The sequence below is a fragment of the Acetobacter garciniae genome (assembly GCF_017377735.1).
GTDB classification, from domain to species: Bacteria; Pseudomonadota; Alphaproteobacteria; order Acetobacterales; family Acetobacteraceae; genus Acetobacter; species Acetobacter garciniae.
Window position 1 is genome coordinate 517,629 of record NZ_JAFVMH010000002.1, and the last position, 22,898, is coordinate 540,526.

General features: G+C 62.5%; 17 protein-coding genes and 1 tRNA gene. 15 read left to right on the forward strand and 3 right to left on the reverse strand.

Features of this window, described 5'->3' with window-relative positions:
• Positions 1-77: 77 nt before the first annotated feature.
• Positions 78-827 carry a glycosyltransferase family 2 protein gene (locus J2D77_RS06180; protein ID WP_207845678.1) on the forward strand — a complete coding sequence of 250 codons (750 nt, stop codon included), beginning with the start codon at positions 78-80 and terminating at the stop codon, positions 825-827.
• Positions 821-2,515 (forward strand): ArnT family glycosyltransferase, encoded by a 1,695-nt coding sequence (locus J2D77_RS06185; protein WP_207845401.1) that lies wholly within the window; start codon positions 821-823, stop codon positions 2,513-2,515. The genes J2D77_RS06180 and J2D77_RS06185 overlap by 7 nt, the downstream gene beginning before the upstream one ends.
• 126 nt (positions 2,516-2,641) lie before the next feature.
• Here J2D77_RS06185 and J2D77_RS17210 read toward each other — a convergent pair whose 3' ends face one another.
• Together J2D77_RS17210 and J2D77_RS06200 are read right to left on the reverse strand one after the other, a co-directional pair.
• The gene (locus J2D77_RS17210; RefSeq protein WP_331000070.1) at positions 2,642-3,514 is read right to left on the reverse strand and encodes an ectoine synthase; all 873 of its coding nucleotides are present in this window, start codon (positions 3,512-3,514) and stop codon (positions 2,642-2,644) included.
• 146 nt (positions 3,515-3,660) lie between these two features.
• Positions 3,661-3,736: transfer RNA gene (locus J2D77_RS06200), tRNA-Thr, on the reverse strand.
• 172 nt (positions 3,737-3,908) lie between these two features.
• Here J2D77_RS06200 and J2D77_RS06205 point away from each other — a divergent pair.
• From J2D77_RS06205 to J2D77_RS06265, 13 genes are all read left to right on the forward strand, one after another.
• Complete coding sequence (locus J2D77_RS06205) at positions 3,909-5,420, forward strand: paraquat-inducible protein A (RefSeq protein WP_331000071.1); 1,512 nt, start codon at positions 3,909-3,911, stop codon at positions 5,418-5,420.
• Positions 5,417-7,135 carry a PqiB family protein gene (locus tag J2D77_RS06210; RefSeq protein WP_207845403.1) on the forward strand — a complete coding sequence of 573 codons (1,719 nt, stop codon included), beginning with the start codon at positions 5,417-5,419 and terminating at the stop codon, positions 7,133-7,135. The genes J2D77_RS06205 and J2D77_RS06210 overlap by 4 nt, the downstream gene beginning before the upstream one ends.
• Before the next feature lie 4 nt (positions 7,136-7,139).
• The gene (locus tag J2D77_RS06215) at positions 7,140-7,907 is read left to right on the forward strand and encodes a PqiC family protein (protein ID WP_230975549.1); all 768 of its coding nucleotides are present in this window, start codon (positions 7,140-7,142) and stop codon (positions 7,905-7,907) included.
• A gap of 761 nt (positions 7,908-8,668) precedes the next feature.
• A complete protein-coding gene (locus tag J2D77_RS06220) occupies positions 8,669-11,101 on the forward strand; it encodes a TonB-dependent receptor (RefSeq protein ID WP_230975550.1) in 2,433 nt (810 codons plus the stop codon).
• A 206-nt stretch (positions 11,102-11,307) separates the two neighbouring features.
• Positions 11,308-12,486: a low temperature requirement protein A gene (locus J2D77_RS06225; protein WP_207845404.1), complete on the forward strand. Its 1,179-nt coding sequence runs from the start codon at positions 11,308-11,310 to the stop codon at positions 12,484-12,486.
• Positions 12,487-12,635: 149 nt separating this feature from the next.
• Positions 12,636-13,472, forward strand: coding sequence for a DUF1217 domain-containing protein (locus J2D77_RS06230; protein ID WP_207845405.1), 837 nt, complete (start codon positions 12,636-12,638; stop codon positions 13,470-13,472).
• 138 nt (positions 13,473-13,610) lie between these two features.
• Positions 13,611-14,978 carry a flagellar protein export ATPase FliI gene (fliI, locus tag J2D77_RS06235; protein WP_207845682.1) on the forward strand — a complete coding sequence of 456 codons (1,368 nt, stop codon included), beginning with the start codon at positions 13,611-13,613 and terminating at the stop codon, positions 14,976-14,978.
• Positions 14,978-15,403 carry a flagellar FliJ family protein gene (locus J2D77_RS06240; RefSeq protein WP_230975551.1) on the forward strand — a complete coding sequence of 142 codons (426 nt, stop codon included), beginning with the start codon at positions 14,978-14,980 and terminating at the stop codon, positions 15,401-15,403. Before fliI ends, J2D77_RS06240 begins: the two co-directional genes overlap by 1 nt.
• A gap of 190 nt (positions 15,404-15,593) precedes the next feature.
• A complete protein-coding gene (locus J2D77_RS06245; protein ID WP_207845406.1) occupies positions 15,594-16,358 on the forward strand; it encodes a hypothetical protein in 765 nt (254 codons plus the stop codon).
• 17 nt (positions 16,359-16,375) lie between these two features.
• Positions 16,376-17,653 carry a flagellar motor protein MotB gene (locus tag J2D77_RS06250; RefSeq protein WP_207845407.1) on the forward strand — a complete coding sequence of 426 codons (1,278 nt, stop codon included), beginning with the start codon at positions 16,376-16,378 and terminating at the stop codon, positions 17,651-17,653.
• 134 nt (positions 17,654-17,787) lie between these two features.
• Complete coding sequence (gene motA / locus J2D77_RS06255; RefSeq protein ID WP_207845408.1) at positions 17,788-18,669, forward strand: flagellar motor stator protein MotA; 882 nt, start codon at positions 17,788-17,790, stop codon at positions 18,667-18,669.
• 51 nt (positions 18,670-18,720) lie between these two features.
• On the forward strand, positions 18,721-20,646 hold the full coding sequence (locus J2D77_RS06260) for a hypothetical protein (RefSeq protein ID WP_207845409.1): 1,926 nt from the start codon (positions 18,721-18,723) through the stop codon (positions 20,644-20,646).
• A gap of 28 nt (positions 20,647-20,674) precedes the next feature.
• Positions 20,675-21,472 carry a flagellar hook assembly protein FlgD gene (locus tag J2D77_RS06265; RefSeq protein ID WP_207845410.1) on the forward strand — a complete coding sequence of 266 codons (798 nt, stop codon included), beginning with the start codon at positions 20,675-20,677 and terminating at the stop codon, positions 21,470-21,472.
• Between the two features lie 110 nt (positions 21,473-21,582).
• Here J2D77_RS06265 and J2D77_RS06270 read toward each other — a convergent pair whose 3' ends face one another.
• On the reverse strand, positions 21,583-22,452 hold the full coding sequence (locus J2D77_RS06270; protein ID WP_230975552.1) for a response regulator transcription factor: 870 nt from the start codon (positions 22,450-22,452) through the stop codon (positions 21,583-21,585).
• Between the last annotated feature and the right edge of the window lie 446 nt (positions 22,453-22,898).

Consider the following 22,898-nt stretch of genomic DNA (forward strand, 5'->3'; position numbering starts at 1 on the left):
CCTTTTCCCCCGCTATTTCTTAAGGGAGTGCCCCGGTCGTGACAGATCAGGCACCCTCTTCCCTGTCGGCCATGGGCATGCCCGATTCACCGCAGGGGGCAGAACGGCCCGTGCTGAGCATCGTGATCGCGGTACTGGACGAGCAGGACAACCTGCCCCAGGTCTGCCGCGAACTGGCCGAAATGCGTGCGGCCCTGCCACTTACCGAAATTATTTTTGTCGATGATGGCAGCCGCGACAACAGCGTTGCCGTGCTGGGCCAGCTCAGGCAGGACTGCTTGCCGGGCCTGCGCGTGCTCTCGCATGATCGTCGCTGCGGTAAATCCGCGGCGCTGCGTACCGGTATTACCGCGGCACGCGGCGAATGGATCGCCACAATCGATGGCGACGGGCAGGACGACCCGCGTGAACTGATCGCACTGCTGGCCCTTGCACGCGGGGCGAACGGCACGCCGCCTCTGGTGGTTGGCGTGCGGACCCGCCGGCGTGATGGCTGGTCGCGCCGCGTGGCCACGCGTTTTGCCAACGGGTTGCGCCAGCGCCTGCTGCACGATCATTGCCCCGATACGGGGGCCCCCATCAAGCTGTTCCGCCGCATCGATTTCCTGCGCCTGCCGCAGTTCGAGGGGCTGCACCGCTTTCTGCCTGCCCTTCTGGCCGCGTATGGCGTGCCGCTGATCTGTTCCCCTGTTTCGCATCGGCCGCGCCTGCATGGCCAGTCGAAATACACCAATTTCGGCCGGGCCGTAGTGGGTGTGCGCGACCTGCTTGGTGTCATGTGGCTGCGCAACCGTACCCGGCTGCCGCGCTCGGTTCGTGAATGCTGACACTCGGCAAGGGGTTGCGCGCGCTGATCCTGCTTGGGCTTGCGGCGTTTGTGCTGTTTCTGCCCGGGCGGGCGTCCATACCACCCTTCGACCGGGACGAGCCACGCTACATGCAGGCCTCCGCCCAGATGCTGCAGACGCATGACTTCATTGACGTGCGTTTCCAGGACAAGCCCCGCTACCTTCAGCCTGCCGGTATTTACTGGCTTGAATCGCTCAGCGTTACTGCTGCCAGTGCGTTGACCGGCACGTGGCAGGGCCGCGCTGTCTGGCCGTATCGGGTGCCCTCGCTGCTGGCCATGACTGGATCGGTGGTGCTGACGGCGTTGATCGGGGGCATGCTGTTCAGCCCGCAGGCCGGTCTTGGGGCAGGGGTCCTGCTGGCGGCCAGCGTGCTGGTGACGGCTGAAAGCCGCATGGCCACGATCGATTCCTGCCTGTTGCTGACCGTTCTGCTGGCCCAGTTCGCCCTGGTCCGCGCCGTGGGGGACCGCCAGGCCGGCAGGCCTACGCATGTGGGCACGGCGTTACTGTACTGGGGGGCGATCGGCTGCGGGTTGATGCTCAAGGGGCCGGTCATTCTCATTCCAGCGCTCGGCACGCCGCTTTCCCTCGCGCTGGTCGAGCGTAATGCCAGCCTGTGGCGCAGGTTGCGGCCGCGCTGGGGGTGGCTTGTTGCAGCCGCAATCCTGCTGCCGTGGTGTATCGCCATTGGCGTGGTCAGCCATGGGGATTTTTTCCGCCGCGCGGTGGGGGTGAATTTTCTGGGCAAGGTGGCGTCTGGCCAGCAGGCGCATGGCTTGCCGCCGGGTTACCATGTGCTGGTCTTCGTGCTGGCGTTCTGGCCGGGGTCCTATTTCGCGGCCAGCGTTCTGCCGCAGGCCTGGCGCGAGCGGGGCAATGTCGCGATACGTTACCTGATGTGCTGGATCGTGCCGCACTGGCTGGTGTTCGAGGCCATAGCCACCAAGCTGCCGCATTATGTGCTGCCTACCTATCCGGCCATTGCCATTCTTACCGCCGGGCTGCTGGCCCAGGGCGGGGCGGTCTGGCAGGGCGGCCCGCGCGCCTTGTGGGGCCGGGTGCTGATGGGCGTATACGGTGTGGTGTGGTGTTTCGTGGGCTGTGCGCTGGCCATGGCTGGCCCGTTGCTGCTGTGGAAGCTTGAACACCGGATTTCCTTCCCCGCCATGGTGCTGTCGGCGGGGGTGCTGCCGCTGGTCGGGCTGTCCATGCTCCAGATCTGGCGGGGCACGTTGCGCTATGCCGCCCTGAGCAGCGTTGCGGCGGCGGCCCTGCTGTATATGGGCCTGTTTACGGTCGTGGTGCCCGAACTGCGCAGTATCTGGCTGGCCCCGCGCCTGGCGGCGCTGGTCCAGGCGGAACAGCCCTGCCCGCAGACGCGTATCTACTCGGTCTCGTTCTCGGAACCCAGCCTGGTGTTCCTGCTCGGCGGCAACGTGGTGCTGGACGGCCCGGCGGCGGCGGCCCAGGCCATGCGCGCCAAACCGGCCTGCACGGCAGCGCTGGTGGATGCACGCGACAGTGCCGCTTTTCTGGCGGCATTGGGGCCGGATCGTGCGCGGGTTACGCATCGTGATGGTGTGTCGGGGCTGAATTATTCCACCGGCCATATGCTGGCCATCAGCCTCTATACGCTTCGCCAAGGCAGCCCCGAAGGGCCCTGAGGGCGTCAGGGAATAAAAGTTTTTGGTGAAGCTTTTTTCAAAAAGCTTCAGGGAACGTCGCCTTTTTGAAAAAAGGCGACATCCAAAAACTTTTATTATTTATCAACGGGTTATTTGGATCGGTCCTCAGCCTTCGTCTTTTTCCAGCGTGAAGCGGAAATCGCAATGGCTCGCACCTTCCATGATGGTCTGGCTGCGCTCGAAGGTGATCGCGGGGTTGAAGCCCTTGCAGAACGTGCCGTCGCGGCTACAGGACAGAATACCCCCCAAGGCACCCAGCCCCATCTCCCGGTACAGTTCGGCGTAACGGCAGCGCGTGACATTGAAGGCGAGTTCGTGGGGCGTGGCTTGCAGCACGTCGAGCCTGAGCGCGTCCTCGGCGGTCCAGAGGGCGAGAACATTCTTCAGGTCCACCAGGTCGGGCATGTGGTCGAAGCGCTTTCGCATGGTTTCCCCCTGCTGCTCGGCCGAGCGGATAACCGTGTCGCGCAGGGTTTGCGTGGCTACGGCCTCGCCATGGCTGGCCACAAGCGTGTCATAGACCTGCTTGAGGATATTGGCCTCGATCCGGCGCTGCTCGATAATCGGCACTTCCGCGCTGGCTGTGGCCTCGGATTCTTCCGGCGGGGTGGGTTCGTACCCGCCGTTGACATGGCGTTCCGTGCCGTTCACCGCCGGATCGAACACGCAGATCAGCCGCAGGGTGGATGTGGTGGCGCGCAGGATATGGGCGTCGTTCCTGTCGAGCGCATACAGCACGCCGGGATAGATCGGGTGAACCTCGCCCGTGGCGCAATTCACCACCTCGCCTTCGCCGCCCACGCAGTAATTGGCTTCGAGATGATGGCGGTATTCGAGATGGAGGTCCTGGCCCGGATGCACATGCGTTTCGTGCAACGAAAACCCCATGCGGTCGCAGGCCAGCAGCAGTCGCGTGCTTTCCCAGCCGGGGCCCGCGGCAAAGCGCTCCGTGTTCCGCAGTTCAGAAATATCGCGCACGATCATGCCATGTCAGCCTTTGGTGTGAATGAAAACATGTTGCTATCATGAAACCAAATGCCCGCCGGCATCAAGGGCTGGCCTTGCCCTGCCGGTAGCACGGCAGCGCCGTGAACGGTGCTATGGAAATAAGGGGGAGGAAAACATGGTGCCCGCTGACGGATTCGAACCATCGGCCCCATCATTACGAATGATGTGCTCTACCAGCTGAGCTAAGCGGGCTAGGAGTGTTTCCAGCGCGGTGACTATCATGATCGTACCCCCCACGCAACCGCAAATCTGACAAAAAAAATGCCTTCCCCCCGCGTAAAGGCGGGGCGGGTTTGCGGATTTTTTACGGTTACAGGATCAGGATTAGGCTTTAGGGTCGAAAAGGATGAGAATGCAGCACGTCGTGGCCCTACTGAGGGAAGCGCTGGCCCCGGGCCAGGATGTCCCCGTCGAGGAAGAACGGCATGTCCGTCTTCTGCGCGGCGTGGCGGAATGCCGCTGCTGCGGGCATATCCAGCTCATGCCCGAACTGGCACCCGGAACGCAGGCGCGCTGCCGCCGCTGCAACGAACTGCTGGACCGGCGCAACCGAACATCGCCCATCGCCACGCCGCTGGCCTTCTGCATCAGTTCCGCCGCACTCTACCTGGCCATGCTGGCCTCCACCCTGATGATGCTCGACCTCTACGGGCGCGAACGCACGGTCGATATCCTGACCGGCCCTATCGAACTGCTGCATGAAGGCTGGGGGGAGGTGGCGGTGCTGGTGGCCATTGTCACCATTCTGGTGCCCGGGCTTGTGGTGGGCATGATGCTGCTGATCCTGACCGGGGCCCTGCAGCCGGTCCTGCCGTTCTGGGTGCCGCATCTGCTCAAATGGTACGAAAAGCTGCGCCCGTGGTCCATGGTGGAAGTGTATATTCTGGGTGTGTTCGTGGCCTATACCAAGCTGGTGGACCTGGCCTATGTGCATGTGGGGGCGGCGGTGTTCCTGGTGGCCGGGCTGATGGTGACCATGGCCGCGACCGATGCCACGCTGGATACGGAACTGATCTGGCAGAAACGTCGCACCGATCTGTCCCTGCGCCGGATGGATGACAGCCGCGTGCGGCTGGTGTGCGAAACGGTGGACCGCACGACACCGCTGCCCGCCCCTTCGCATATGGCGTCCTGCCTGTCCTGCGGGGTGGTCATGGCGTTCGATGCGGCCCTGCCCCCGACCAAGGCGGTGGGCTACTGCCCGCGCTGCGGCCATATCGTGCGCAGGCGCAAGGTCGACAGCAATGCCCGGACATTCGCCCTGCTGCTGTCTGCCGTGGTGTTCTACCTGCCGGCCAACATCTACCCCGTCATGACGGTGGTGCAGTTGGGCGGCGGCACGGGGCATACCATCATTGCCGGGGCGATCGAGTTGTGGAAAGACGGCATGATCCCGCTTTCCCTTCTGGTGCTGTTTGCCTCCGTCACCGTGCCGGTGCTCAAGATCGTCGGGCTGTTTACCCTGCTGGTGGGAACGCGGCGGCATTCGCACGCGCATCTGGCGTTTCGCTCCCGCCTGTACAGGGTTATCGACGTTATCGGCCGCTGGTCGATGATCGATGTGTTCATGGTCTCCATTCTGGTGGCCATGGTACGTTTCAACAGCATGGCCAATATTACGGCCAATGGCGGCATGGTCTGCTTTGCGGCGGTGGTGGTACTGACCATTTTCGCGGCCCATGCCTTCGATCCCCGCCAGATGTGGGACGCGGCAGGTGCCAACGGCCCGGATAGCGAGCCATCCCGCACAGGCGGGGCGGCGGGCCGTGCAGGCAGTGCCCCGCAGGCGGGCCTGGTATCGGCCGTCCACCATACGGGCATGGCGGGCGGCACACAGCCGGACAGGGACTTCAACATGGAGCCGAACAGGGCGTGAACGCAGACAGGCATGATCAGTCCGCTTCCGGGGCGACCGGGGGGGACGGCGATAATCAGGACGCGCTGGTGCGGCGTATCCGTTTTTCGATCATATGGGTCATTCCCATTATTTCCGTGCTGATTGCAGGCTTTCTGGTCTGGCGCAGTTTCATGGATAACGGGCCTGACATCACGGTCGTGTTCGATACGGCGGACGGCATTACCAGCGGGCAGACCCAGGTCAAGAACAAGGCCGTGGTGCTGGGCACGGTCGAAGGCATTTCCCTGACCGATGACCTGCGCCATGTGCGCGTGCGGATCCGCATGAACAAGGGCACGGGCGACATGCTGACCGACAAGGCCCGGTTCTGGGTCGTGCGGCCGCGTATCAACGGGGCCAGCGTCACCGGGCTGGAAACGCTGATGTCGGGTGCGTATATCGCCTTCGATCCCGGGCTGGACACCACGGGCCGGCCCGCGGGCCGCCATGTCGCGACCTTTACCGGGCTGGAAGCACCACCCGGCGTGCGGTCCGACCAGCCGGGCCAGACCTATACGCTCGTCTCCGATACGCTGGGCTCGATCGGGCAGGGGGCACCTGTCTTCTTCCGCGACGTGTCGGTGGGCGAAGTGCTGGGCTACACCATGCCGCCGGGCGGGCGCGGGCCGGTGCTGATCCAGATTTTCGTGCAAGAACCCTATGATCACTACCTGACCGCGTCATCGCGCTTCTGGAATGTCTCAGGCGTGAAGGTGGGTTTTGGCGCAGGCGGGCTCAAGGTGCAGTTGCAGTCCATTCAGGCCCTGTTCTCCGGCGGTGTGGCCTTCGGCCTCCCGCCCGAGGACACCGCTGCCTCCGCCCATGCGGCGCAGACCCCGGCCGATACGGTGTTCAAGCTGTACGACAGCAAGGAAGATGCCGATAACGCGGGCTATCACGAGCGCATGCCGCTGGCCACGTATCTGACATCCTCCGTCAAGGGGCTGGCCCCCGGCGCGCAGGTGGACATGTTCGGCATCCAGGTGGGCAATGTCACCAGCGTGAAGCTGGACCTGACATCCTCCCCCGGTCATCCGCGGGTGCGCGTGGGCATGGAAATCCAGCCCGAACGCGTGCTCTCGGCGCGTGAACTCCAGCATGGCGACCTGGTCGAGATGTTCCGCACCCTGGTGGCCAACGGCCTGCGCGCCTCCACCGACAGTGCCAGCTTCCTGACGGGTGAGGGCATGATCGCGCTCAACTTCGTCAAGAACCCCGACAATGCCACCACCAGCATGGAAGGCCGCACGCTGGTCATTCCCGGCCAGGCCGGCGGCATGAGCGGGATCATGGATTCGCTGTCCACCATGACCGCGCGCCTGTCCGCCATGCCGTTCGAACAGATCGGTGCGAATGCCAACAACCTGCTGGCCCATGCGGATGCGACGCTGAACGGCCCGGATGTCAAGCAGTCGCTGGCCAGCCTGCGCCAGTCCTTGCAGAACTTCCAGGCTCTTTCGCACGATCTGCGCGAAGGGGTGGCCCCGCTGATGCAGCGCCTGCCGCAGATGGCCGACCAGCTCGACCAGGCGCTGCAAAACGCCAATCGCCTGCTGGCCAGCTATGGCGGCAACAGCGATTTCCACCGCAACCTGCAATCCATGGTCCTGCAACTGGGGCAAACGGCGCGATCGCTGCGTTTTCTGTCCGATTTCCTGACCAACCATCCTTCCGCGCTGCTATCAGGACGATAGGATCATGACACGTCATATGAAGGGGCAGAGGCTGGCCCGTTTTTCGTCTTCCGTTCCAGGTGCGGCCCGTGCCGTGCGCCAGCTTTCACGCCGGGGGGTGTTGCGGGGGGCTGGCTGTGCCGCCATGGCCGTGACCCTTGCGGGTTGCGGGGGCAGCGGGCCCACGCTGTACACGCTTTCGGTCGTGCCGGGTGCGGTCGTCACCCCGGCGGAAGGGGCTGCGGGCGCTCCTGCCTATATAGAAGTGCGCCAGCCCTCGGTTGCATCGGGGCTGGACCGGGACCGGGTTGTCACGGCCGATAGCGGCTACAAGCTGGATGTTTCGGCGGGGGATGCCTGGGCCGATTCCCTGGCCGGGCAGGTCAGTCGCGTGCTGGCGGGCGATCTGGCCCAGCGCCTGCCTCGCAGCAATGTCTTTGTCGAAAACGACGCTGTCACGGCCGAACCCCAGGCCTATGTGGAACTCTCGCTCAGCCGGTTTTCCACCGGGCCGTCGGGCCTTGTGGAACTGGACGCCATCCTGTCCGTCCAGCCGGCCATGGCAGGCGTGCCGGCCGGACAGTCGGGGACTGCAGGGGTGCCGCCCTTTATCCAGCGCGTGACCTTGCAGGGCCCGGCGGCGAGCAGCACCGTGAGCATGGTGCAGGCACTCAGCCAGCTTGTGGGCCAGGTAGCTGACCTGGCCGCCCAGCGTTTGAGCATGCTGCCTGCATCCCGCCCCGTATCGCCGCACGCGGAAACACCCCCCACGCGCAAGACCCGCGCGCGCTAGCAGAGAGCACCCGAAATCCGCAGCCTGCGGGGCGGTTTTCGGGCTCTATTTCCTCCCTCGTCAATCATGAGAAATGCGTCGGGCGGGTCGGTTGATAACCGCCCGCTTGCCCCATTGCCGTGTCGCCACGCAGCGGGTGGCGCAGGTTGGCGGGGTATTTTTCGCCGCCCACGGGCCAGATGAGTCCGAGAAAGACAGGCGTGATATCGTTATTGTATAGAAACGATTTAAGTTATACAGAAATTGTATTGATAAACCCTGATGTGGTTGCGCAGGCATTTCTTTCAGAAAAAACGGATAATAATTTTATTCGAAACAGTGCGTGAAATGTAAAAAGTCGCACAATATGAATATTTTAAAATAAATGAGACAATAAAGAGTATAAGAAAAGATGATTATTTTCCCGGCAGGAAAAATATTTTTTCCGTTCTATGCCTGATCGATGGGCGTTGGTCTGAACACCAGCAGCCTGCACTGTCATGACCAGAATTCAACCCGTTGGTACCATTTGTGTAATATCGGCTGTTTTTAGCGCTTTTCCGGTATGTGGCGGGCCGTGTCAGTTCCATTCAGTTTCGAGTCCGAAATAAGCCAGCATTTCAGATATGGAATGGTGATCATGCGTATGCCGAATAGCGCTAAGCCGCATGAAAACTGACGAATACTATGAACGGATTTTTTTTGAGGAGGTGTCCGCACGGATCGCGGCACTGAAGGATTGAATGAGACGGCGAAGCGGGCCAACCAAGGGTGGTATCGTCATGAAGTCTACAAAATTACTGTCGTTCCTTTTATTGACCTCCTGTATCGTGGCAATTCCCGACACGCTCTTTCCCGCCATGGCGGCAACAGGGGTGTCCAAGGCCGGTGGGGTAAAAGCACGCAAGGCCGCAACATCCAAAACTGTCACGCCCAAGACGGGGTCATCCCGTGTTGTCGCCGCCAGGACCGGAACACCGGTCAGGGCGCGCAGCCATGCCGATCTCAATTCCCGCTCGCGCGAGGAACTGATGGTCTCTTCCATGCGCCGGACCGGTGCCGGGGCCACGGAGACCATGACGCGTGTGGAAATGGACAAGTTCGTGCAGGGCAGCAGCCCGATGATGATGCTGTCGCGCAAGCCGGGTATCAACTTCGTGGCGAACGACCCTCTGGGCGTGGATACGTGGGGGTCCAGCCTGTATATGCGCGGCTTCCAGCAAAGCCAGCTTGGCGTGACACTGGATGGCGTGCCGCTGGGGGCGCAGGATTATTATACCTATAACGGGCAGAGCATCAATTTTTCCATCCTGTCCGATAATATCGAACGCATGGATGTCTCGGACGGGGGTGGGGATGTGGAAGTGCCCTCCACCACCAATCTGGGCGGGTCCATCCAGATCACCTCGTCCGATCCGCACGATCATTACGGCGGAAAAGTCTCGCAGATGTTCGGCAGCTATAACGCCTTCCGTACCTATGCCCGCGTGGATAGCGGCAGGCTGAACGCCTCGGGCACGAAATTCATGGTGTCCTATGCGCGTTCGGACGGGAATAAATGGAAAGGCTCGGGCGAGCAGTTCGACCAGCAGATGAACGCCAAGATCGTGCAGCCCATAGGCGAGCAGAGCAGCATAAAGGCATTCTTCAACTGGAACGACGCGACCCAGTTCAACTATGCCGACCAGACCATAGACATGCTGAACCGCTTGGGCCACCACAACGATTATTATTATCCCAATTATAATGCGGCCTATCAGGCGGCGGCAGGTAATTTCAGCGGCGCTCTGGCGCAATATAATTCACTGCCGGGGTCCGATGCGCTGGACGCGTCCTATTTCGATGGTGTGACCCATGCGGTCGATTACCTGGGCGGGCTGAACGCGCATCTGGTGCTGAACCGGCATCTGGAATGGAATTCCGTCATTTACGGACAGGCCGAAAACCACTGGGGCACCTGGACCACGCCTTATGTGCCATCACCCAGCGGGTCGCTTTTGTCCGAGCAGGTCAATTTCGGCGGCAACCAGAAATTCGGTTTTACATCCGCCATCCGCTACCAGCTTCCCAAGAACACCATCGATACTGGCGTGTGGTATGAAAACAACCGTTACCATATCGACCAGTATATGTACGCCCAGCCTTTCCCCGGTGAGGGAACGCCCGTCAGCGGCGTGCTGCATAATTTCGGCACGCCGTTCCAGCATAACTGGGGCGAGAATTTCAACACCAACACGTTCCAGTTCCATCTGGAAGACACCTACCGCCCGCTTTCGACCCTGACGCTGAAAGCAGGGTTCAAATCCATGCTGGTCACGACAGTTGGCGGTGCGACCGCCAACGATGCCGATTATAACGGCCAGTCCCAACTGGCCAATGGCAGCCTGACCAGTGCGAAGGCGTTCTTGCCGCATTTCAACGGTGTGTGGCATTTCCTGCCTGGCCACGAAGTCTATTTCGATATCGCGCGCAACATGCGGGCCTATAGTTATGGTGGCTACCAGCTTGGTTCGGCCTTTGGCGGCATTGCCAACCAGGAGACGTTCAACAGCCTGAAAAACACGCTCCGGCCTGAAACCGCCTGGGTGTACGATGTCGGGTATCGCTATAATTCCAATATCGTCACTGGTTCTCTCAACCTCTACCACGCGGATTTCTCAAACCGCCTGCAAAACCTGACGGCGGGCACCATTACGCAGCCGGTCTCCACCGTCGTGAACGTGGGCAGTGTCAGCATGTATGGCGTGGATGCGTCGTTCACGGTGCGGCCGATCAGGAATCTCTCGATCACCAACAGCATCAGCTACAATCACTCGACCTATGGCGACAATATCCAGGACCAGGGCGTGACCTATAACCTGGCCGGGAAAAAGGTGATCGCGTATCCACAGTTGATGTACAAGGCCAATATTACCTACGCGTATCGTGCGGCGACCGTTTACCTGGACACCAATTACATGTCCAAGCGCTATTTCAGCTATATCAACGACATGTCCGTACCCGGCTACTGGATGACGTCGCTAGGGGCGAGCTACAAGTTCGGCAAGGTCGGGCCGCTGCACAACCTGAAATTCGATCTCAATATCTATAACCTGACCAATATTTCCTATATTTCCCAGATCGGGGAAAACGGCTTTCCGCTCTCGGGGGATTACCAGTCGGCACTGGCTGGCTCGCCGCGCACCTATTTCGGCACGATCAGCACGGAGTTCTAGGAAAGATCTGCCAGACCGCGGTGCGGGGGAGTGCGCCCCTGCATGCGCGGTGGTGGTGGGAATGTGCCGCCCCTATGGTGTGCCCCTGCGGTTCCTGTTACGTCCCCCGCCCTGGCGCGGTAAGGCTTCTCCTGCGTGGCATTTGCCCGTAACACGGTTGCAGGCAGCCCTGGGGCCCGCTGCCTGAGCGAAGTGGTGGAGTGTCCATGAACCAGCCAAGATCGATCCAGCAGGGGCGGGGACAGCATCCCCTCGTGCGGAGCCGGGGTGACGCGCCCGCGCGCGTGATGAACGAGGAACTGTTTTTCGACCTGGTCTATGTGTTCCTGGTCACCCAGATCAGCCACGGGCTTTTGCACCATCTCGGCTGGCTTGGGGCGTTCCAGACGCTGATATTATGGTTCGCGGCGTGGCTGGGCTGGCAATATACCGGCTGGGTGACCAACTGGTTCGACCCGACCCATCCCGCCTTGCGCGGTGTGCTGTTCGCCACCATGGCGCTGGCCTTGCTGTGCGGGGCGGCCGCCCCCGACGCCTTCGGGCCGCGCGGGCTGGTTTTTGCGGTGTGCTTTGCGGCCATGCAGGTCGGGCGTTCGGCCTTTATCGTGTGGCGTCTGCCCGCCACGCACCCGCTGGCCCCCAACTATCGCCGTATTCTGGGCTGGGGCATGATTGCCGCGTGTTTCTGGGTTGGCGGGGGGCTTGCCGGGGCCGACGGGCGGCTGGTGTTATGGAGCATTGCGGTTCTGTGCGAATATATTTCGCCCATGTTCGGCTTCTGGCTGCCGGGGCTGGGCCGGTCCCAGACCTCTGACTGGACCATTTCGGGCAGCCATCTGGTGGAACGCTGCCAGTTATTCGTGATTGTGGCATTGGGCGAAACCATCATGGCTTCGGGCCTGTCCATGGCGGAGGCCGAACATTGGACGGTTGCCGAGCTGGCGGGGTTCGGTGCGAGCTTTGCCTGCACCCTGGCCATGTGGTGGCTGTATTTTGGCACATCGAGCGAGGAGGCCGAGCACGCCATTGCCCGCTCGGCCGATCCCGGGCGCATGGGGGCGTATTTTCATTACCTCCATGCCGCGCTGATCGCAGGGATCATTGTGGTGGCGGTCGGCATGGATCTGCTGCTTGAAAACCCGTGGGAATCGGCTGAAGGGGCGCGGGGCCTGGTCATGATGCTGGGCCCGATGCTGTACTTGCTGGCCACGGCACTTTATCGCTGGGTGGCCACGCGCCGCGTGGCGCGCGCGCAGGTGGTGGGCGCGGTCGTGCTGGCGGGGCTGGCGGTGGTGGGGCAGTCCCTGCCCATGCTGGCTCTTGGCTGGCTGGGCACCACCATCCTGCTGGTGGTGAGCTGGCGGCGAAAGCCCTGTCCGGCCTGACCGACCCTGCCAGGCGTGGCAGCCCCTGGCATGGGTACGGAATTTGCAGGGGCAAGTCAGGTGTGGATATAAGGGACAAAAGACGATATGGTAACGATTGAAGGTGTATCCATGTCCTGGGCTGCGACCGGGAATGAAGGGTTGGATTGATGAGCATCTCGACTGTCTCGCCTGTGTCCCAGTATGTCAGCGCCGTGAAGGATGAAACCTCGGCGGCGGCTACCTATGCCATCACGGATGCGACGACCAAGAGCGAAGTGGCGACCTTCACCAAGGATGCGGCCTCCATCACCTCGGCCGACGGGTTGCTCAAGAACTATTCGGCCTTGCAGGTGGTGCTTGGCGCCTACGGGCTCAGCTCCATCTCGGGGGAGACGGCGCTGATCAAGGATCTGCTGACCCAGGACCCCACATCGTCCAAATCGCTGGCGAAATCCTCGGGCAATGCGACATGGCTCGCCTTTGCCGATGCCTTCAGCACCTGGGGTGAAAATGGCGGGTCGTCCTCGACCTCTCCCTTCACGTCCGATCTCATCAGTTCGATCACCTCGCAGTTCGAGGAAACCCAGTACGAAAACAATACCGCCAATACCGATAGCGGTCTTGGCAACGCGCTTTATTTCACCCGCAAGATGGGGAGCGTGACCTCCATTGCGGGGCTGATGTCTGACCCGACCCTGCTGAAGGTGGTCGAAACCACGCTGGGTTACGATCCCGACCAGTTCGGGGCGCTCGATTACAGCCAGCAGACCCGTATCCTGACGAGCAAGGTCGACCTGTCCAAGCTTTCCACGCCCGATGAAATCCAGAAATACGCCGAAAAATACCTGGCTATGCTGCAGATCAATCCGCAGACGCCCGAGAAGGACGCGACCATGATGGACCTGTTCGGCGGCAGTTCGGATGACAGTTCCATCGTCCAGTTGTTTGGCGGGAGCAGCAGCAGTTCCTCGTCATTCAGCAGTTCGTATTCCAGCCTGTTCTAAGGGCGGCGCGCGCGTGCGAACGCCCGGCCCACCTGCCATGATCAGCCCGGCCCACGGCCTGCTTACGTGAGCACGCCGCCCGACCCCTTGTCGAAGTCCATCGATTTCGCGGCGGGTCTGCCCAATATTCTCGAAGCGATACAGGATGCGGTGGCCCGCCCGGGCTATGACGTGCCGGTTGGTGTGCTTGAAGGGCGCGTGGTCGGGCTTTCAGGGCTGACGGTCTCACTCAGTGGGCTGTGCGATTTTACGGGGGTTGGGGATCGTGTCAGCATTTTCGGGCTGGACGGGCGCGAAACCATTGCCGAAATCGTCGCCTTTCGCGCGGATCTGGCCATTGCCATGCCGTATGGATCCCTTGAAGGGATCGGTTCGGGGTGCAAGGCGACCTTCCAGCTTTTCGATCAGGAGCAAAGGCGCAAGCGCGCGGGCGGTACGCTGGTTGTCAATGCCTCCTGGACCGGGCGTGTGCTCGACCCCATGGGCAGGCCGATCGACGGCAGGGGCCCGCTCCTGCCCGGCGGCACGCCGCAGCGGCTGCATGCCTCCCCGCCCGATGCCGCGTTAAGGGCGCGGCTGGGCCCGCGTATCGATCTGGGGGTGCGGGCACTCAACCTGTTCGCGACCTGTCGGCAGGGGCAGAGGCTGGGCCTGTTCGCGGGCTCGGGGGTTGGCAAATCCACCCTTATGGGCATGCTGGCCCGCAATACCGCGTGCGACGTGGCGGTCATTGCGCTGGTGGGTGAACGTGGGCGCGAAGTGCGCGAATTCGTTGAGGACGATCTGGGCCCCGAAGGGCTGGCCAAGTCCGTTGTGGTGGTCGCAACCTCCGACACCTCCCCCCTCATGCGCAGGGAGGCAGCGTATACCGCCATGGCGGCGGCCGAATATTTCCGCGACCAGGGCAAGTCCGTGCTTTTGCTCATGGATAGCGTGACCCGCTTCTGCCAGGCCCTGCGCGAGATTGGCCTGTCCTCGGGCGAGCCACCCGCTACGCGGGGGTATCCGCCCAGCGTGTTCGCCGAACTGCCCCGCCTGCTCGAACGCGCGGGCCCCGGCCTTGCGGGGGCGGATGGCAAGGCAGGCCAGATCACGGCCATGTTCTCCGTCCTTGTCGAGGGGGATGACCATAACGAACCGGTGACGGATGCCGTGCGCGGTATTCTGGACGGGCATGTGGTCATGGAACGGCGCATTGCGGAATCCGGTCGTTATCCCGCCATCAATGTGCTGCGCTCCCTCTCGCGCACCGTGCCTGGGTGCAATTCGGCGGCGGAAAACGCCCTGGTGCAGGAAGCCCGGGCCGATCTGTCCACCTGGGATGAAATGCAGGACATGGTGCGCCTAGGTGCCTACCGACAGGGCACGGACCCCAAGGTGGACAAGGCCATTCGCGTGGCCCCGGCCATTGAGGACGTGCTCAGGCAGGGGCGGGGCGAGAAGGCCACGCTGGAAGAAAGCTTCGCGGCGTTGCGCACGGCGCTTTCCAAGTCCGGGTCCGCATAATGGACCCCCGCACCCGTGCGCTGCACGCCCTGGCAAGGCTGCGCAAGACCGAGGCCGACCAGGCCCAGGCCGCACTGGCCCAGGCGCTGGCGGACGAACGAACGGCATCGGGGACGGTGGACGCCTGTCGCGCGCGCATAGAAAGCGAACGCGTTGCCGCCACGGGGGACATTACGCTGGCCGAGGCCTTTCGCGACTGGCTGCCCATTGGGCGCGAGGCGGTGGAGCGCGCGCAGGAAGCGCTGAACGCCGCAAGGCGGGCCAGCGGGCAGGCACGTGCCGCCATGATCCGGGCCAATGCGGCACTCAAGGCGGCGCAGGCCATAGTGGACAAGCGGCAGGAGGAGGAAAACGAGATACGTGCCCGGCGCGAACAGGCCGAGATAGATGACCTGTCACGCCGAAACAGCATGACGTTAACATAGTATTTTCAGGGGCATAATAAGCCATGCCAAGCCTGGATCGGGCCGATTGATGCGAGGGGGGGCGGTTTTTCGTCATGTTTCGTCCTTGAGAAACTGGCAGACGCCCGCTATCGCTGTTCAGGAAGGCCAGACAGCGATCGAAACAGCGCGATCCGGTACAGCCACTGGCCGCAAGCAATTAGGATAGCGTATGCAACAGACAGAGCAGCCGACACCGAAGGTATTTATTGCAACGCCTTGTTACGGTGGGCTGGTGACGCAGGATTACATGGAATCCGTTATTGCCTGCACCAGCGTCCTGCGTATTCCCATGACTCTTTCATTGCTTGGCGACGATGCCATGATCAGCCGGGCGCGCAATACACTTCTGCATCAGTTCTTCACGCGTTCGGACGCCACGCATATCCTTTTCATCGACGCCGATATCGGTTTTCCGGCGGAAGCACCGGCCCGGCTTCTGGCCGCGGACAAGGACGTGGTTGCGGGCATGTATCCGATCAAGGACCGGTTCTGGGACAAGGCGACGCAGGAAAACGTGCTGCACGGCGAATCCCAGGACGAGGCATCCCTGCGCTATGTGGGGGAAACGGCCGCCATGCACGAGGCATGGGAAAAAGGCCCCGTGATCAAGACGCATTACGCGGGAACCGGGTTCATGATGATCAGCCGCAAGGCGATTGCCATGATGGTCAAGAGCTACCCCGAAACCGCCTATCGCCGCATTGATTCGTCGGGCGAGGGCGATGGCACGCTGTACCACGCCCTGTTCGACGCCAGCATAGACCCCGAAACCGGCACCTATCTGAGCGAGGATTTCACCTTCTGTCGCCGCTGGCGCGAAATCGGGGGGGAAGTCTGGCTCGATACGTCGATCTCGCTCACCCATACCGGGCGTGCGTCCTTCCGTGGCAATCCGGCCAGCCGCCTGGGCATGGCACACCGTAAGGGCGCCTGAAGGCGCGGTAGCACCACATGGCAAAGAACAACAACCATCCCGTCATCGTCAAACATGGCGACGACGATCATGAGGACGCCCATCACGGTGGGGCGTGGAAGATAGCCTACGCCGATTTCATGACGGCGATGATGTCCTTCTTCCTTGTCATGTGGCTGCTCAACGCGACGACGGACGAACAGCGCAAGGGCATTGCGCAGTTCTTCAACCCCATGGCTGAACGCGACACCCATTCGCAGGCGACGGATTCGATGCTCGATGTCCAGCCCTCTCCCCTTACGGGCGGGGCCTCGGTCAGGCGCGTCAAGGATGGGGAGACATCGACAGGGGCCGATGCGGGCGGGGCCGGCAGCAAGGATACGGGGCAGGGCAGTGGCCAGGCGGCGGATCAGGGCGTGGCCGGCGAACTTGAGCGCATGACGGCGTCTGACGACATAACAGCGGGCATTCGCGCACAGCTTGCCAGTGCGCGGCCCAGTATCGTGCCGATCGGCGGGTCCGGCACGGGGAATGCGAAAAATGTCGGTTATATCGGTGCCGACGGTTCCGCCCCGGCGGATACGGCGCAGGATCAGGACAGCGACCAGACCAGCGCGGGCCAGGCCAGCCAGTTCCAGGGCAATCAGCCCCAGACGGAAGAGGCCCAGCTTGATAAAATGACCGCGGGGCTGGAAGGCGCGATCCAGAACAATCCCGAATTGCGGTCTGCCTCTTCCAATGTGTCCGTCAAGGTCGGGCGGGACGATATCCGTATCGAACTGCGGGATGCGGAAAACGCGCCCATGTTCGATTCCGGTTCGGCCGTGCCCAACAGCCGTGGTCGGCAGATGCTGGCGGAAATTGCCAGTTGGCTGGCCCCCATGCCGGAAAATATCTCCATCATCGGCTACACGGACGCGGCGGCCTACCGTGCCGGCAAGACATGGGGCATGTCCAACTGGACCCTTTCAGCCCTGCGCGCCGACCATGCGCGTGAAGCGCTGGTGCATGCAGGCTACCCCGATACCAAGATTCTGGACGTATCGGGCAGGGCGGACCGTGACCTGGCCATTGCATCCGACCCGTCAGCGGCGGGGAACAGGCGCGTGGTGCTGGTCATGCACCGCCGCTTTGCCGACCCGGCGGCCCCCGTACTCCCTCCCGCTTCCGCCCCCACGCCCGGGCAGGCTCCCGCACCTTCGGCCAGTGCGCCTGCTACCCCTGGCGGCCCTGCTTCCAATCCGGGCACGGGTGCTGCACCTGCTGTTGCGCCATCCCAACCCCAGGCCACACCCAATACGACCACGCCGGAATAAACTGACAGCGTCGCCGCGCCCGGTGGTGGGGGCGGCATTCATTTAAAGGCGGACATTCCGCCGGGAAAACTATAAAACGCCGCAGGTCGCCTTTCGCTGCCCGGCACATGAATTATGAAAGTGGAGACTGCTCAATGCTTTTCCTCGGAGGGCTTATTTTCGCGCTGCTCTGCGTTTTTGGCTCGTTTGTGGCCTCCGGGGGTGTGTTGGGGCCGTTGCTTGCCTCCATGCCGTTCGAACTGCTGACAATCCTTGGGGCGGCGGCGGGCATTTTCGTCATGGCCAATTCCAAGGATGCGCTCAAGCAACTGGTGGGGGACCTCAAGCTGACACTCGGCGGCCCGCGCTACGACAAGGCCGCCTATGTCGAACTGCTTGTCACCCTGTTCCGCTTTACGCGGCTGGCGCAGGCGAAGGGCAACATGGCGCTTGAGGAGCACGTGGAAAACCCGAATGAGAGCAGCATCTTCACGCTTGCGCCCAAGGTCCGCGACGATGCGCCCACCCGCGACCTGATCTGCGATTATCTGCGCCTGGTCAGCCTGAACGTCGAGGATGCGTACCAGCTCGATGAGGTCATGGGCCGGGAGCTTAAGAAAAACCTGAACGAAAGGCTGCGGGTTTCCAACAGCCTGCAAAGCATTGCCGATGCCTTGCCCGCCCTGGGTATCGTGGCCGCGGTGCTGGGGGTCATCAAGACCATGGCCTCCATCAGCAAGCCGCCCGCCATCCTGGGTGAAATGATCGCCGGGGCCCTTGTGGGCACATTCCTTGGTGTGCTCTTATCCTATGGTGTCGTGGCACCGCTGGCGTCCAGGATGCGCGATGTGATAATGCAGGACGGGCGTTATCAGGATATCATCCGAATTGTCTTTGTGGCGCATCTTCAGGGCAGCCCGCCCCAGGTCAGCGCGGAAATCGGGCGTAAGGATATACCGCATGCCTTCATGCCGTCATTTACCGAGCTGGATGTCGCATTGTCGGAATCCTCTAACCATGCGGCGGGGACAGCGTAAGCGGGCTGTCGCCATAGAGGCCCGCCTGCGGGCACGGAGCATCTGATGGGCATGATCGTCACCAAAACCTCGACCGCGACCGAACAGGTTCAGGAATCCTCCGTGTCGAGCCTGCTTTCGGCTATCGCTCCGGCCCAGGCGGCGGTCTCCTCCACCCTGTCGGGCAGTGCCCGCAAGAACGCTTACACCGCCGGGCAGGGGACGTTCGGCACCATTCTCAGTGGCATGACCCATGCTGTCTCCCAGAATGACGGGCAGGCGGATCAGGTGTCGGGCGGCACCACGTCGCATGCAGCGTCCGCCACGCAGGACACGCATCAGTCCAATACCTCCTCGCATCATGCCAGCGCTGGCACGGGTTCGGGCACATCGACCCGGGCATCCGACACGACAGGCGCGCAGGCATCCACCGGGCATGCGGGCAAGGCTTCCACCCGGACGGGAACGCAGGACGTGGCTGAGGGCACGACCGGCAGGTCGGGCAAGGGGCACAAGGCTCATTCTTCTTCCGAATCGACCGACACCACCACGGATACCGCCCAGCAGGCCGATCAGGCATCTTCCTCTTCCACGCTGAGTCAGGCTGCACCTTCGCAGGCGCAGGCTTCTGCGGCGGATGCTTTGTCAGGCAGTGTCGCTGGCGCTGCGGATGGCTCAACGCCCGCGGCCGCAACCCCGGGTAACGGCGCTTCCAGCCTTGCCGGCACGACCGCCACGGCGAATTCCGCAACACTAGGTGGATCGCCCCTGCTACTCGCACAGGAAGCCTCTCTTGTTGCTTCTCCTGCCCAGGCGTCGGCGGCAGGGACGACACAGGCTGCGGCCCAGCAGGCCGCCGCCAGTGACGATGCGGGGACTGCCGCGAACATGGCGCAGGCGGATGCCACGCCCCAGCTTAATGCGGCGTCGGCCGGGCCGCTTTCCGTGGCGAACGGTTCTCTCATGGCGCAGGTGTCATCCCTTTTCATCGCGAAGGGGCAGGGGGCGCAGGGCGCGCGTTCGGCCCTGTCCGATGCGCTGGTTGCCGCCGCAGGGGCCGACACGGCAGACACCACGACCGCCGTTGCAGCACAAAACACGCCCGCCCCCACCACCCCGACGTCAACCCAGATGGCGGCTACTGCTGCTACGGCCGGTGCCGCCGGGTTGCCCCAGGATGCCAGCGGGCAGGATCTGGCCGCCCTGGGGGCCGATGGCCTGTCTGGCCAGGCATCCCGTTCCGCCGTGCTGCCCACGGATGGGTCCGGCCAGCTTGCCGCGGTCGTCAACCACGCCGCATCGGGGCATTCCGGTTCGTCCTCCGACCAGGATGATGGAAATGCCGGGCAGGGTCTTGCCACGACCACGGCCCAAATCCTGCCGCAGGTCGGTCTTGCCTCCACCACCAGCTTTACCGCAGCGCTGGAGCAGAAAACGGCCGAGGCGCAGACGGCCCAGGGGCTGGAGCAGGCCGAAGCGAACAGCGAACTGGAAGGCTCGGCGGTTCCCACCCCTTCTCTCTCTCAGTCCTCGGACGGGTCGACCGCCCTGTCCATGACCGTCATGACCGACGATTCTACCCCGGTCCATGTCAGGCTGGAGGGCACGGACGGCGTGACGACGGGGGTCGTGCTGCAAAGCGAGGACTCGGTCACGGCTCGGCATCTGGCCAACACGCGGCACGAACTGGTTGCGGCACTGGGTGCCGCCGGCGTTGATGTGGGCAATGTGAAAATAGATATCGTCACGGCCAGCCAGGGTGGGGACACCAGCTACGACCAGGGTAGCGCCAGCGGCGGGACTTTCGATAACGGCAATGCGTTTGCCGGAACCGCCGGTGGCGGGCAGTCGGGCGGGCAGGCCTATGCCGGCGGGGGCAGCAACGGCGTGGGCGCGTTGTCCGGCCAGCCCGATGCGGACAGCACCACCCCCGGCGGGGAAGGCATTGCGCGACCCACGGGCATGTATGCTACAAGTGGCGTGAATATAACTGCCTGACGGCGGTGACAGGGGAAGGAAAGAGGGTATGGCCACGTCGACTATCAGCAACGAACTGACGCTGATCCAGGCTGCGGAGTCCTCGGCCAAGAGCGCTGCGAGCACGAGCACCAGCACGACGTCATCTTCCGCCAGCACCACGACTTCGGCCAATGCCCTGTCATCGCTTGCAGACAACTACACCACGTTCCTGACCCTGCTGACGACGCAGCTCAAGAACCAGGACCCCAGCAGCCCCATGAGCACGGACACCTTTACGTCCGAGCTGGCCCAGTTCGCCGGGGTGGAGCAGCAGGTCCAGACCAATACCAATCTTGCGACGCTGATTTCCCTCAACGAAGACAGCCAGCTTACTTCCGACACCAGCCTGGTGGGCAGCACGGCCACGGCCAGCACCTCCACCCTGCCGTTGCAGAATTCCTCCGCATCGCTGAGCTACACGGGCAGTGCTGGCAGCATGGTTGCCATTGCCGTCGCCAATTCGGGCGGCACGATCGTGAAGGATGCGGTGCTCAGCCCGACGACCGGCACCAATACCTGGACCTGGGATGGCACGGATAATAGCGGCAACCAGCTTGCCGACGGTGCCTACAGCGTATCGGTGGAGACGATCGATTCCTCGGGCACCACGTCCGAAGTGCCGTTTACGGTCAGCGGCACCATAACCGGCGTGGAAAAGGGCACGTCGGACATGATGGTGGAGATGGGAAGTGCGAGTATCCCCATGTCCGATCTGGTGAATATCTCTCCCGCATCTTCCTCTTCCTCGTCAGATACGAGTGCATCCACGGATTCGGACACGGATACGGATTCCTCGACCTCCTGAACGGTGGGGCAGGCGGCGGAGTAGGCTCGGCTAACCTTTCGGGGCTGATGCGCAAAAGCCGCCTGCGCGGCCGGGTTCCAGGCTTTCACCTGCCGGGCGTGTGGGCGGTGTTACGCCAGATCCAGCGCGTTGGATGACGCGAGGATATTGATCCCCGACGTGACGGGAATACAGCTTTCGCGCGATGGGCGGTTACCGGCATTTTCCGCGCTGCTCATCTTGGCGCCGAGGGGAATGAAGGCTTCCTCGTTCAGGCGGTAGCCAATGCCCCACAGGGTGGTAAACGGTTCATCGATACCGAATTCGCGGATTTTCTTGCGAATTTTGCAGATCATGACGTCAATGACCTTGCCGTGCGGCTCACTTTCTCCGCCATACAGGCTGTCCAGCAGGGTTTCCTTGTTCAGCACCTGGCCTTTGCGCAGGGCCAGAAGCTGGACCAGTTCGTATTCGCGCCGGGTCAGCGGTACCAGCTTGCCATCGATATGGGCCACCCGCCGTTCGGGGCTGACGGAAAGCCGCCCGATCTGCAAGGTCAGGCTGTCATGGCCGCTGACACGCCGGACAATGGCGCGCAGCCGTGCCAGCAGTTCCACGGGTTCGACGGAAATCGGCACGCAGTCATCGGCCCCGGCCGAGAGTACATCGGCCACCGTTGTCGCGGTAAGGGTGCGGGCGATGATCAGCAGCGGGGTGGGAACGCGGCTTTTGCGAATATGGCGCACCAGCCGCGAATCAGGCGCTGCCTGCTGGATGACGGCCAGATCGTAATGGGAACGGCGCAGGGTTTCGGCCACGCCTTCGGGGCCGGACATCGTAATGGAGATCGTGCCGTCCAGCGCTGCGCGGGATAATCCGCTGCATGGCCTGCCATCGCCCTGGGTCGAAGTATCACCGATGCACAATATCCGCATGTCTATTTCCGTCTCTAATACGCCCGACATCCATGTCTTGCCTGCCAGGGCGCATGGAAGGGGCATGCCCATCCTGTCGGGCGCCGGCTTTCGTTCAGTATGTCAATCCGGGCGAAGTCGGGCGAGCAGGCTTTAAAATTTTGTCACATAAACCGCCCGGCCTGATTTTCGATTGTTCAGGTACCGGGCGGGTCGGTGCATGCGCGTTTGCACCGTTGTTCCAAATGATTACAACCTCTTGGATATTTGGTTCGAAGGCAAGAAAAAGCAAGGTGGAACGTTAAAAAACACCTTGGCGAAGGCAAGGCCATCTCATAAAATAGCTGTGTATCGTTTCGCAGGCGTGGCATAGGGTGCGGGCGTTCGGCTTGACGTGGCTGCTCGTTCCATGTGCAAGGCAGTGTTCCCGTCGGTATTGGAATGGATGGGGATCGCCGCACCTGAAGGAGACGCTACCGTGCAAGCTATTGCCAGGCGCGCTGGCCAGCCCGGCGGTGTAAGGCCGGGCAGGG

What these genes read in the sequence shown, in the direction of transcription:
- J2D77_RS06180 (WP_207845678.1), top strand. Translation starts at nt 78, where the DNA reads ATGCCCGATTCACCGCAGGGGGCAGAACGGCCCGTGCTGAGCATCGTG.
- J2D77_RS06185 (WP_207845401.1), top strand. Translation starts at nt 821, where the DNA reads ATGCTGACACTCGGCAAGGGGTTGCGCGCGCTGATCCTGCTTGGGCTT.
- J2D77_RS06215 (WP_230975549.1), top strand. Translation starts at nt 7,140, where the DNA reads ATGACACGTCATATGAAGGGGCAGAGGCTGGCCCGTTTTTCGTCTTCC.
- J2D77_RS06220 (WP_230975550.1), top strand. Translation starts at nt 8,669, where the DNA reads ATGAAGTCTACAAAATTACTGTCGTTCCTTTTATTGACCTCCTGTATC.
- J2D77_RS06225 (WP_207845404.1), top strand. Translation starts at nt 11,308, where the DNA reads ATGAACCAGCCAAGATCGATCCAGCAGGGGCGGGGACAGCATCCCCTC.
- J2D77_RS06230 (WP_207845405.1), top strand. Translation starts at nt 12,636, where the DNA reads ATGAGCATCTCGACTGTCTCGCCTGTGTCCCAGTATGTCAGCGCCGTG.
- J2D77_RS06240 (WP_230975551.1), top strand. Translation starts at nt 14,978, where the DNA reads ATGGACCCCCGCACCCGTGCGCTGCACGCCCTGGCAAGGCTGCGCAAG.
- J2D77_RS06245 (WP_207845406.1), top strand. Translation starts at nt 15,594, where the DNA reads ATGCAACAGACAGAGCAGCCGACACCGAAGGTATTTATTGCAACGCCT.
- J2D77_RS06250 (WP_207845407.1), top strand. Translation starts at nt 16,376, where the DNA reads ATGGCAAAGAACAACAACCATCCCGTCATCGTCAAACATGGCGACGAC.
- motA (WP_207845408.1), top strand. Translation starts at nt 17,788, where the DNA reads ATGCTTTTCCTCGGAGGGCTTATTTTCGCGCTGCTCTGCGTTTTTGGC.
- J2D77_RS06260 (WP_207845409.1), top strand. Translation starts at nt 18,721, where the DNA reads ATGATCGTCACCAAAACCTCGACCGCGACCGAACAGGTTCAGGAATCC.
- J2D77_RS06265 (WP_207845410.1), top strand. Translation starts at nt 20,675, where the DNA reads ATGGCCACGTCGACTATCAGCAACGAACTGACGCTGATCCAGGCTGCG.
- J2D77_RS06270 (WP_230975552.1), bottom strand. Translation starts at nt 22,452, where the DNA reads ATGCCCCTTCCATGCGCCCTGGCAGGCAAGACATGGATGTCGGGCGTA.